Annotated in this window: 6 protein-coding genes; all 6 read right to left on the bottom strand. The window is 57.7% G+C overall.

The window, feature by feature from the left end:
* Positions 1 to 92: 92 nt before the first annotated feature.
* Positions 93 to 956 carry a 4Fe-4S binding protein gene (locus ACLD11_RS04640; RefSeq protein ID WP_411014626.1) on the bottom strand — a complete coding sequence of 288 codons (864 nt, stop codon included), beginning with the start codon at positions 954 to 956 and terminating at the stop codon, positions 93 to 95.
* Complete coding sequence (locus ACLD11_RS04635) at positions 956 to 1765, bottom strand: dimethyl sulfoxide reductase anchor subunit family protein (protein WP_411014603.1); 810 nt, start codon at positions 1763 to 1765, stop codon at positions 956 to 958. Before ACLD11_RS04635 ends, ACLD11_RS04640 begins: the two co-directional genes overlap by 1 nt.
* Entirely contained in the window at positions 1758 to 2387 is a 630-nt protein-coding gene (locus ACLD11_RS04630) for a DMSO/selenate family reductase complex B subunit (RefSeq protein ID WP_000077436.1), read from the bottom strand. Before ACLD11_RS04630 ends, ACLD11_RS04635 begins: the two co-directional genes overlap by 8 nt.
* A complete protein-coding gene (locus ACLD11_RS04625; RefSeq protein WP_411014602.1) occupies positions 2384 to 4762 on the bottom strand; it encodes a DMSO/selenate family reductase complex A subunit in 2379 nt (792 codons plus the stop codon). The genes ACLD11_RS04630 and ACLD11_RS04625 overlap by 4 nt, the downstream gene beginning before the upstream one ends.
* Before the next feature lie 155 nt (positions 4763 to 4917).
* Positions 4918 to 7233 (bottom strand): peptidoglycan glycosyltransferase PbpC, encoded by a 2316-nt coding sequence (pbpC, locus tag ACLD11_RS04620; protein WP_411014601.1) that lies wholly within the window; start codon positions 7231 to 7233, stop codon positions 4918 to 4920.
* Positions 7234 to 12168 carry an alpha-2-macroglobulin family protein gene (locus ACLD11_RS04615; protein WP_411014600.1) on the bottom strand — a complete coding sequence of 1645 codons (4935 nt, stop codon included), beginning with the start codon at positions 12166 to 12168 and terminating at the stop codon, positions 7234 to 7236.
* Positions 12169 to 12235: the final 67 nt, after the last annotated feature.

The raw sequence follows: 12235 nt of genomic DNA, 5'->3' as shown, positions 1-12235 counted from the left end.
ATGTCAGGCGCGGATTATAAAGAGCATCCCATCAATTGCCTATGGATGCAGGTAACATTTTTTTAAAATAAAATGAGCATTAGCAACAAAAGTTAAAGGCGCACAGCAAACTCAGGGGACTGACACAGCACGCAGTGCGTGTGTTCAGGCGTGAGAGCATGGAAAGTACGTTTGCAGCTTTCGCAGGTGAGCGTATACGCCGCACTATGCCGCGTTGAGGCGGGTTCCACGTCAAACCGCAGCCGCAGCGCCTGATGCGGACATACCGCCGCACAGCCGCCGCATCCCGTACAACGCGCCGCCGCTATCGTCAGGGTATTGTCGTCAAACTGGATAACGTTTTCCGGGCAGCTTCGCCAGCAGGCGCCGCACATCCTGCACTCTTGCGGACTGATTTCGGGTACGCATTCGCTGAACGCGGAAAACGCCTGTCTGAGACGCCGTTTCCCCGGCTCGACGGCGCCCGGGGTAATGGCGTCGCGCGGAACATGAAACAGAGTGCGCCGCGAGGCGTTAATCTCCGCGCCGACAACGTGTTTGAAAGACCAGCCCGGCTCGCCGTAGCGGCGCAGCGCTAAATTTAGCCCCGCCAGCGCCATCAGCCACTGCGCCGATCGCTCCACCGCAATATCAATAAAGCGAATACCGTACTGGCTATGCCAGAGAAGCAGTTCATCGACCGTTGGCGCCTGTAGCGAAAACGGCCCCACCAACGTATCCCCCTGCACAAAGCGTTTAACCGGTTTGATACCGGTAATGGCGTCAACAGGACAGACAAACAGACAGTCGCCACAGGCTATGCAGCGCGTCGTATCTATGCTGACCTGCCCCTGCGCCAGCGAAAACGCCTGCGCCGGACAAACATCGGCGCAAGCGCGGCAGGAAGAAAAACGAAAGCGACGACGGACGCAGGCCTGCGTCACGTCTACCGCCGGATCGATCGTCAGGTTAACCATCATCCAATACTAAAGAAGACGTAGCGCAGCATAATCTCGCCGAGAAGCAGCAATACGCTGCCCGCCACCAGAGTTCCTCTGGCGTTTCGCAGACCGCCTGCGGCAAAGCAGAGCATTCCCGCCGCTGAGACACACCAGCCGAGAAGATAGATGTCGCGCAACTGCGCCAGCGCCTGTAGCGGATGATGCGGGAAAGTGACGACCGTCGTATCTACCACATTAATATCCGCCAGCCATAGCGGCTGCATGATCAGGCGAATCAGCACCATCAGTGCGACCACCACCACAGCGCAGCGCATTGCGGCGCCAGCGTTGCGCAGATAAGCCAGCGCAATGACTACCGAGCCGATAATGCCTGACGTGCCAAAGAACAGCGCCAGCGTGTTACTATGCTGCCAGGTCGCCACCGAGGCATGGATATAAACCTGCGCCATGCAGAATACATCCACCAGCCCGAACGCTGCCGCCAGCGCCAGCAGCGGCTGCCAGCCTGGCTTTCGGAAAAATAGCAGCACAACCCCCAGTCCCAGCGCCGCCAGATAAAGGCTGGCAAAGACGATTTCGCGACTCAGCCACGAACTGGCGACATGACGTAACGCATTTAGCGCATTCAGCGGATAGCCCATGTGCAGCGCTGAAGCAAGCAGCCCTACGCAGGCCAGTACAAACGCCCCCGCCATCGCGGGAAGCGCGCCGCGTGCAGGCACGCGTCCCTCTACGGCGTACTGGCGGCCCAACGCCAGCCACACTGTCACGCCCACGGACCCTTGCAAACAGAGCGTAAAAATCAGCAGCGGTAACTCATGCATGGCGTTTACCCTCTTTTTCTGCGCCCTGATGCGCTTTGACAACCAGATTAGGTTTGGTTATGGATGAATCTGGCAGCCCGTTAACGTCGCATACGCTACCGTACTTCGCGCGCAGTTCATCAATCGGGCCAAACTTGATGGCCTCCAGCGGACAGGTCGCAACACAGACGGGCGGTTCACCTTTCGCCAGTAAATCAACGCACATGTCGCACTTGGACATTTGGCCGGTCTGCTCGTTAAGCTGCGGCGCGCCGTAAGGGCAGGACCAGGCGCAATAGCCACAGCCGACGCATTTGTCGGTATCAACGCGCACGATGCCGTCGCCCGGGCGTTTATGCATAGCGGTAGTCGGGCAATTTTTGGTGCAGACAGGGTCCGCACAGTGGTTGCAGGAAATGGAAAGCGTATAAGCAAATACGTTATTGCTGACCCCGCCCTGCCCGGTCGGGATGAAACTTCCGCCCTTGACTTCATAGACGCGGCGGAAACGACGGCCTACTTCCAGATTGTTTTTGTCTTTGCAGGCCACCTGGCAGGCTTTACAACCGGAGCAGCGTGAGGAGTCGATGAAAAACCCCAGTTGTTTATCGCTCACCGGCGGGTAATGTGTAAACTGACTCATGCTTTAGCCACCTCCACCAGCATGGTTTGATGTGAATTTCCCTTCGCCAGCGCGGTAATACGGGCCGAGCTGAGGACGTTCGCACAGCCGCCTTTATCAATACCGTTCTCATCCGGCTGCCACCAGGCGCCGGCCTGCATCGCGACAACACCAGGAATAATGCGCGGCGTCACTTCCGCCGGGATTTCGCAAATCCCACGTGAGTTATGAATGCGCACCATGTCGCCATGCGTAATGCCGCGCTTTTGCGCATCCTGCGGGTTGATCCACAATGTCTGATGCTGCACTTCAATCAGCCACGGATTAGCGTATTGCGTTGAGTTGGCGCGGTTTTTTCCTTTCCACGTAATTAACTGGAGCGGAAAATCTTTCGCCAGCGCATCCTCCGGGCCTTCATGCGCGGGAACGTAGTGCGACAACGCCGGGATTTCCGGATGCTGCATGTCGTACAGGCGCTTCGAGAAGATCTCTATTTTCCCTGACGGCGTCGGGAACGGATGATTGTCCGGATCGCGAATATTGTCTTCAAAGGCGATAAATGGCGCGCTTTTGAACAGATGCTGACGGGTCTTTTGCAGCGTGGCAAAATCCGGCAGATTTTCGTCCGGCATCGCCAGGCGCGTCTGTTCCCAGATGTGTTCAATCCACGCTTTCTCATCGCGCCCCTGGCTAAATTCGTTCTCAATGCCTAATTTCGCCGCCACCTCACGTAGCCAGTCGTAGTCGGAGCGCCGCTCAAATTCAGGCTCGATCAGTTTTTCAGAGAGCATCAGGTAGCTTGCCGTGCCCCAGGTTTCACCGATGTTCCAGCGTTCCATGAAACTGGTTTCCGGCAGCAGTAGATCAGCGTATTTCGCGCTCGGCGTCATAAACAGATCGCTGGCGACAATAAACTGGATCTTTGATTCATCCTCCAGTACGCGTACCGCCTGGTGCAGATCGGGGTTCTGATTCGCCAGATAGTTCCCGGCCAGCGAGAACAGAATACGGATGTTACTGTCCAGCTTATCGGCATCTTTCAGCCCCATATCCGGCGTCACTTTGCTGGCGTCGTCTGCGGCCTGCACCCAGTTCATCACCGAAATTTTGGCTTTTACCGGGTTATCCGGCATCTCCGGACCCGCGGCGAATTTACGGTTAGCGCAGCCGCCGTAACCCGCAGCCCAACCGCCTTTGATGCCGACATTACCGGTAATGGTCGCCAGTAGGGTCGAGCCGCGCGCGGTGCGCTCGCCGCAGTTGTGGCGCTGTGGCCCCCACCCCTGAATCAGCGCGGCGGGTTTGGTATTCGCGTAATCACGCGCTAACTGGCGAATGGTTTGCGCCGGCACATGGGTGATCTTTTCCGCCCACTCGGGGGACTTAACGACACCGTCTTTGGCGCCGGTCAGATACGCCACCAGCGATTCGTTAGCCGGTACGCCTTCCGGCATTGAGTCTTCGTCAAAACCGATAGCGTAGCGCGCAATAAATGCGCGATCGTGCAGATTCTCGCTGATGATGACGTACATCATCGCGTCCATCAGCGCATTGTCGGTGGTGGGCAGTAGCGGGATCCACTGATCCGCCAGCGACGAAACGGTGTCGGAATAGCGCGGATCGACCACGATAAACCGCGTACCGTTCTGCTTCATCTTCTGCAAGAAATAGTTGGTATGACCAAAAATGGTCTCCGTCGGGTTATGGCCCCACAGAATCACCAGCTTGGTCTCCAGAAGCGTATCCAGCGAACTGCCGCTAGCGGCAGTGCCGTAAGTATAAGGCGTCGCGGCCGCCGTGTTGCCCATACTCACAGAATGGTAGCTTTCGAGATAGCCGCCGGTCAGATTCAGCAGGCGACGCGCCATTTTATCGCCGGAAAAGGTGCCGCCGGAAACGGCGGTGCCAACATGAACATAGCGCGAAGCCGGGCCATATTTTTCAGTAATCGATTTTAAATTATCGGCGATTAAGGTTGTCGCTTCATCCCAGGAAATTCGCTCGAACTTTCCTTCACCGCGTTTTCCTACGCGCTTCATGGGATATTTAAGTCTGTCAGGATGATAAACAAATTTACGGTATGCGCGTCCACGAACACAGGCACGCATCACCGGCATTTGCGCATCCAGCGCATTATCCGGTCGCGTTGAAATTCGCGTCACGATACCGTCACTAACATGCGCCCGAATATCGCATTTGCCCCCGCAGTCAAAAGTGCTGCATGTCTGAACGACTTTTTCCGCAGGCCGGTTTTCAGTTGCCGTCACAGCGCGTACCTGAGCGGTAGCTGGCGAGGAGACAAACGGTAACGCAATAAGCGCGGAGCTGGCCTGGATAAAATGGCGGCGGGAAATAGTGGACTGTTCGCCATTTCCCTGGCTTTTTATATTTTTCATGATCCGACTCGTCAAATAAAAACCCATTCTCACGTTTTTAAGTGTTAGATCTCTTGATATTTATCAAGCTCCCTCATTAAGGGTAATTCCGGAAAAATTAATAATTCTCATTAACTTTAAATTAAATGAAATTCATAATTTATTCTGAAGAGTTGTTAACGTATTAATTCAAAATTAACCGCTGCAACCTGACCGGACTCATCCATTACGACAAGTTGATAACGTCCAGCGATATTGAGTAATAAAGAAAGGCGATTATTTTCGCCATTAACAGGTTCGCCATTTAAAAACCACCAGCGACGCCCTTTACCGCCGGTAGTCGAGACGGGCAGCGTGACGTTTTCCTGGCCTGGCAATTGCCTGATCACCGCGCCATCCCTCACTCCTGACAGCATTAACGGCGCGGCATCACTGCCCTGTAGCGGCGGACAGTAAGCGGACGCCGCGGGCAAGCGGGCGCTACGTCTTTCCGCAGGCGGCAGCCACGGCTCCAGCGGCCGCGGCCAGACGATAAACGTATGCGCACGCGCCTGCGGACAGTCGGCAGCGACACGCCGCCCCGTATCATCCAGCCAGACCGGGAAACGAATACCGTTGATGTCTTCCTGCTCAGGTAACAGCAGCGTGGGCGGCTGGCTGTCATCGAGCAGCCATGTCGCCAGCCGGCGGCGACAGTTGCTGTCTCCGGCAGGCAGAGTCTGTCCGCCCGGCCAGCAAATGACGCCGCGGCTTACCGTCTGCGGACGCGGATCTTCCGGCAGGCGTCCCGTATGCGCCAGTAACAGATTATTGACCTGGTTAAGCAATGGCACCGCGCTGGCAAAACCAAATTGCCCCACCACAGGCGTGCCGTCGGGTCTGCCTGTCCAGATGCCGATGATATAGCGCGCGTTAACGCCAATAGCCCACGCATCGCGATAGCCGTAGCTGGTGCCGGTTTTCCACGCCAACGGCACAATGCGCGGCAGCGCATTATCCGGTAAGGGTTGCGCTTCATCCGCCATAATTCGTCGAATGATCCACGCCGCTCCCGGCGACATTAATGGTCTTTCCGACAGCGGATCGTCCGGCTGTAACCGTAGTTTCGCCGCTTTCCCATGACGAGCGAACGCGCTGTATGCCGCCGCCATCTCGTCAAGCCGCGCGCCCGCGCCGCCCAGAATCAGCGAAAGATTGGGCGCCGCGCCAGCAGGCAAATATAGCGGCAAGCCGACGTTACGCAGTTTTGCCGCAAATCGTTTCGGCCCATAGGCTTCAAGCACCTGAACGGCAGGCAGATTCAGCGAGCGTACCAGCGCGTCGCTCATGCTGACCGGGCCGTGAAATCCGCTGTCGAAGTTTCCCGGGCGGTAATCTCCGGTGCGGCGCGGAACGTCCTGTAATAATGATGCGGGATGGATCAAGCCGTCATCCAGCGCCAGACCGTACACAAAGGGTTTGAGTACCGATCCCGGCGATCGGATCGCCGTTACCATGTCGACATGACCAAAACGGCTGTCGTCATTAAGGTCTACCGATCCTACCCAGCCGCGCACGCTCATATCGGTATGATCGACGACGATCATCGCCAACGAACTGCGTGCAGGCAGCCGCCCTTTCCATGCCCGCGCCAGATCTTCCAGTTGCCGCTGCAACCCGGCGTCCAGCGTGGTCACAATTTTGTCGTTCTGGCTTTTACTCAACATCATTCGGGCAAAAAGCGGCGCCAGTTGCGGCATTTGACGCGGCGCCAGCCAGACCGGCTCTTCACGCGACTCGCGTACCGTTTCGGCAGGCCAGACGCCCTGCGCCGCCATCCGATCCAGCACTTTATTTCGTGCCGCTTCAGCTCTCGCTGGCCAGCGGTCGGGACGTAACCGGCTCGGCGCCTGCGGCAATACGGCCAGCAGCGCCGCGTCAGCGTAGCTCAGGCGCGCGGGTGGCTTGCCGAAGTAGGCCCAGCTTGCAGCGCCAATACCCTGTAACGTGCCGCCGAACGGCGCGCGGTTCAGGTACAGCGTCAGGATATCGCGCTTGGACAAATGCCATTCAAGCTGGAGGGCGCGCCAAAGCTGGCGGATTTTACCGCCGAACGTGCGCGAATGCGGGTCCAGCAGTCTCGCCACCTGCATAGTCAGCGTACTGCCGCCGGAAATAACGCGCCCGGCGGTAAGATCCTGCCATGCCGCGCGCGCGACGGAGAAAGGGTTAACGCCAGGGTGCTGCCAGAACCAGCGATCTTCGTAATTGATTAGGGCCTCCAGGTAACGGGGAGAGACCTCTTCAATCGTCACCGGATAACGCCAGATCCCCCCGGCGTCGGCAAAGCGCCACAGCGGCGTACCGTCATGGGCTACCACGACCCGCGCAGGATGGACCTCATTGAGCGGCAGCGGCCAGAGTTTATCCGCCGCCCATAACGCCAGGAAAATAAAAAGCGGCGCGCCCGCCAGCCACAGCCAGCGGCCACGTTTACCACGCCAACCGTTCATTTAAGGCGTCACAATCAGCAGCCCCTCGCTCGCGCCGGTTGCCCGCCACTGAGGCACGTACATCGATTCCACCTGCGGTTGCGCAAGCTGGTACGTCCCCGGCGTTACCGCGCGCGCCAGGTAGACCAGCGTCACGGGCTGGCCCTCATTGACGACGACGGCAGCCACAAACCGATCGTCGCGGAATTCCATATGCTGAATATCCGCCTGCTGCATCTGATTAAGCAGATTTTGCACTTCGCTACCGCTCTCCGGCAGGCTGGCACTGCTGTCAGCCAGATTCTGGTTTTCCAGCTCCAGTCCGGCCGGGAGCAGGTCCACCACCAGCGCATCCGGCACATTGCGATCGGCCACTACCGTTAACCAGACCAGCACCAGTTCGCCGCTACGCAACGAGGACAGCGATTTGCGCTGACCATCGGTTCCCAGTATTTGTCGTTCAATCTGCAAAACGTTGCTGGCAGGCTCAGGCGCAGATGAGGGATAGCCGCTGCTATCCAGACGCAGCCATAGCGGCTGGCTACCGGTGTTCGTCACCTCAAGGGCGGCCAACTGGTCAGCATCCAGATTACGGGTCAGCGCCTTGTCGCCCGACAGCGGCTGCGCCTCTAACGAGGTCTGCGCCTGCCAGGCGCCCGCGCTGGCCTGTCGCGAATGCGCGGCGAGGAACAAGGCATTGTTCTCCTGGGTAGAGAGCCAGCGCTGACCGAAGGCCTGCTCAGAAAGCGAGCTTAATAGCGCGTTTTGCGCGTCCGGTCTGAGGTTGTTCTCTTCCAGTAACGACAACATCAGAGCGTTATCGCGCAGAGAACTGCCGTAATCCGCTATCCATTGCCGTTCGTCCTGACGCGGCGTATTCAGAGCCAGCGTAATGGCCTCTTCGCCGCGTCTGGCATCACCCATCGTGTTTAACGCGATGCCCAATTGCATCAGCGGCAGTCCTGAAGCCGCCTGACTACGGCGCTCCCAGATTTCGCGCAGCGCGCCGAGCGGCGCTTTCTGCTGACGCGCCAGTACCAGCGCGGCGTAAGCCTGAGCGGCAAAAGTACTGGCCTGGGTATTATCGCTATAACGAATCAGCATCGTGCCGGGATCCTGCAGATAGCGCAGCAGTCGCTCATTGCCCCGGTTAATGGCCTCCGGCGGGACGCTATATCCCTGCTCGCCCGCGCGAATGAGGAAATCCATCGCGTAGGCCGTTAGCCAGGGCTCTTCCGCCCCATTTTCATCCCATAGCGCAAAACCGCCGTTATCACGCTGCATCTGTAGTATGCGGGAGATGCCGATATCCACCGCGGCGCGCCGTTTTTCATCGCTATCGCCGGTAATACCGAGCGACTGCAATTGAGCGGCATTGGTATACAGCGCCGGGAATAACCCGCTGGCGGTTTGTTCCAGGCACCCGTACGGATACGCTTTCAGCTCGCGAATGTAGCGCGCCAGATTGAGCGGCGGTTTTCCGCTTAACAGCAGTTGTCCCTGTAACGTGGCTGGCGAGACATTGGCCAGATGCTGCTCTGGTATATGCCAGCTCTCTCCCGGCGCCAGCGCAATGCCGCTATTTTCCGTGTAGGCAGGCCAGGCCGGACGCACGCCGATTTGCCACTGTTTATGCTGCGCGCCGAGGGTTTCTCCCGGCAGATTCAGACCGCTAATGGTCGCCTGGATTTCGCCTTCGCCAAAACCTTCCAGCGCGCGTACCGGAACGAATAAGGTGGTGCGCACGCCCGGCGCCAGGTTAACCGGTTGCGGCTGCTGGCTAAGCAGTTCCAGTAGCCCACTGGCGGCGAGAGAAATATTCAGCGTCTGCGGACGGTCGGTCAGATTGGTGACGTCCAGCACCAGTCGCGACACATCCCCTCCCGCCAGAAAACGCGGCATATTCAGCTCGGCAATCACTGGCGCGGCGACAACGACTTTGCTTTCGCCGCGGCCAAAATCGTCCGCTGTCCATGCCTGCGCCATAACCCGCAGTTCGCCGTTAAAGTCGCCAATCGGCAGCGTTACGACCCCTTCGCCCTGCTCATTGAGCGTGATCGGCTGCGCCTGCTGCGCGATGATATTGACATGGTTTACCGGCGGTTTTCCGCCGCGCTTAAGGGCGTCGCCATCGCCGCCAAAACGCAACGCCGCCAGCCGCCCCTGCCCTTCAATGACCTGGCCGTAAATATCATAAATATCTGCGCCATAACGTTTTTGACCGAAGAACGCCTGCCACGGGTCCGGCGTCGCATAATCGGTAATATTCAATACGCCGCTATCGACTGCGGAGACCAGCACGTTGATCTGTTTTGGCATTTCGCCGTGTTTAACGCTGGCTTTCACCCTGACGGTGAGCGGCTGATTTGGGCGCATTTTGGCCGGGCTTTCGAGCGCCAGATCGAGGCGGCGGTTTTCATCCCCCAGCGGTAGGTGTAGTAACCCCACGGCGCGTTTTGGCGTGGCGGAACGAGATTTATCGCCGGGACGCACCACCAGCGTACTGAGATAGAGATCGTGGCGATTCCAGGTTTTATCCACCGGAATCGTGAGATCCAACCCTTGTGCCGGCACATCGATCGCCTGCCACCACAGCGGACCATCGCTGGACTCCACCATCGCATAACCTTTACCGGCGACCGGCGCGGCGATATGCAATTTCATGGTGTCGCCTGGACGATAATTCGCTTTATCCAGTTTGAGGGTGACGCGATCCGGACGCGCCGCGCCGCTACCGTCGCTGTTATCCTGCCAGCTATAGCCGGCCCAGAAACGAACGCTGCTGACCGTCTCATTCGGCGCTTTGACCTCCAGACGGTACGCGCCCCATTCCACCGGGAAGCTGACTTTTCCGGTTTCATCCGCGTTAAGATCCAGCGTCTGCTCGCCCTCCACCAGATCTTTTTGATCAAACTGCGACTGCCAGCCTTCGCTTTCCGACCAGTTCCAGTAATAGTCGCGACGCTCGCGGATGAGCCGCACCTGTAAACCAGACACCGCTTTTTTCTCGCCCTGCGCGTTGGCGTAAACAATATCGAATGCGGCGTTGCTGTCTTCGTCGACAATCGGTTGATTAACGGTGGTATCCGTACGGTAGTCGTATACCGCTTTGGCGGCGAACTGTGGACGAATTCCCGGTAACGTATCGGCAGGCCAAATCGCCTGCTCTACGCGACGAGTGACCGGACGACCGCCAGACTCCAGCAGGCTGGCCTGTAGAATTACCTGCAGCGGCGAATGCGCTTCTTGCCACTGGCTGGCAGCACTCACTTCACCACGTCCGCCTTTATCCAACGTCAGTTGAACTTCGTCCAGGCTGCGCGAAAGATTCTCTTCAGCAATATTGCCGAACTGGAAGCCAGGCAAGGCCGCGACAGCGTCGCGCAGCGGACGCAGGAAAAGTTGCCCTTGCAGGGTATTGCCGTTAGCAGGCGCGCCATACAAGTAATAGCCGACAACGGAGAATTTCACCTCATCCGCAGGCGCCAGCGGTGTTTTTTGCGCCGTCAGGTTGAGCGCCATCCGCTCCGGCATAAAGTCTTCCACATGGAAATCCCAACTCCGCAGCAAATTATCGCCGGTGTTGGCGCGGACATGCCACAAGCCGGTCGGCGCGTTGATATCCAGCGGATAATTCAAACGGTATAGCCCGTTTTCCGGCTGGCTGACGACGGTACGCATCACCTGTCCGTCTGGTTTTACCACTTCCAGCTTAACGGGTTGATCGGGCAGCGTTTTACCGTCGCTATCGCGCAGTAATCCGTTGAGGATAACCGTTTCGCCCGGTCGGTAGAGATCGCGCGGGCCGAACATAAAGAACTGCTTGCTGTAGCCGGGCGCGCCAGCGACATTAAATTCCGACAGATCCAGAGCCGGAAGCGTGAGATCGAGCAGCGTGGTCTGCCCCTCTTTACGCGCCAGTAAGAGCGCCGCCGCTTTATCAGCCTCCAGTTGCACATGTCCCTGCGCATCGCTCGCCGCCTGCGCCAGCGTCTGACCTTTATCATTCAGAAGAACGATCTCAATTCCCGACTGCGCCGCGCCGTTTTCCAGGCTTTGCGTAAAGATATCCAGCCGATTATGGTAACGGTGCGCGGACACGCCGATATCGCTAAGGGTAAACAACGTGGCGGCATTACTATAGTTGTAGTGTCCAGCCTGATTCATTACCGCCACATATACGCCCGCCTGTTGTAGCGGCTTAATGTCGCTTAATGGCAGCAGCAGTTTCTCACGCGTATTGCGCGCCGGATTAAGATCAAAACGACCGGTATAAACCAGATCCGCCATTTTCAGCAGATTGTCGGACCCCCAGTTAGAGAGAGAACTACGGTACTCCCACTGGCTGACAAATGACGCCAGCGATCCGGGCTTAACGCGGAAAAAGTTCACATCAACGTGGTTGACATTAAGCGCCATGACCGGCAGTCCTTCCGCCATTTTTCCCGGCAACAGCGATCCCCGACTGGCAAAGCCGACGCTTGGCTGGACATCACGCGTGGTAATCGTTTTTTCATAAGGCTTGCCGAAGGTGGCGTTATTCAGCGCTTTAACGGCGGGATCAACCGTGACCACCAGCACGCGCTCAGGTTCCAGATGACGTAACCTTAGCTCTTTTAAATTTGGCGCCAGCTCCCATGCGCCGTCAACGCTGCCGCTTTTCTTATCAACCACGTGAACCACACGGGAGAAATCCTGTTCAGGATCTAAAGGAATTGAAAACGTCAGCACCAGCGTCGCCGCGCCGTCAAGCTGCGCTTCGGAGGCGTCTAATAGCGTGAGCGCTTTGCCCTGGCTTTGCTGCGCCAGCTTTTGTAGCTGTGCCGGGTCTTGCGCGGGCGAAGGCTGCGCTACGGCTGGCGCTTCGCTTTTAGTCGTCGGGGCGGTTTTATCGTTGTTATCGCATCCCGCCAGCGCCAGCATGATCATGCAGGCCACCACGCGTAAAAGTTTCATCTTTCATCCCTGGCCTTAACGGCCTGTCAGCAACGGTTGATGAGATATTATGCGCGAGAAATTTTAT

This window comes from Salmonella sp. 741265116_PST (assembly GCF_046567715.1).
Taxonomy (GTDB): domain Bacteria; phylum Pseudomonadota; class Gammaproteobacteria; order Enterobacterales; family Enterobacteriaceae; genus Salmonella; species Salmonella enterica.
Note: the sequence above shows the minus strand (reverse complement) of the source record. Positions and strands in the feature narration are given on the sequence as shown.

Coding starts and splice junctions, on each gene's coding strand:
- ACLD11_RS04625 (WP_411014602.1), bottom strand. CDS start 4,762: ATGAAAAATATAAAAAGCCAGGGAAATGGCGAACAGTCCACTATTTCC.
- pbpC (WP_411014601.1), bottom strand. CDS start 7,233: ATGAACGGTTGGCGTGGTAAACGTGGCCGCTGGCTGTGGCTGGCGGGC.
- ACLD11_RS04640 (WP_411014626.1), bottom strand. CDS start 956: ATGGTTAACCTGACGATCGATCCGGCGGTAGACGTGACGCAGGCCTGC.
- ACLD11_RS04630 (WP_000077436.1), bottom strand. CDS start 2,387: ATGAGTCAGTTTACACATTACCCGCCGGTGAGCGATAAACAACTGGGG.
- ACLD11_RS04635 (WP_411014603.1), bottom strand. CDS start 1,765: ATGCATGAGTTACCGCTGCTGATTTTTACGCTCTGTTTGCAAGGGTCC.
- ACLD11_RS04615 (WP_411014600.1), bottom strand. CDS start 12,168: ATGAAACTTTTACGCGTGGTGGCCTGCATGATCATGCTGGCGCTGGCG.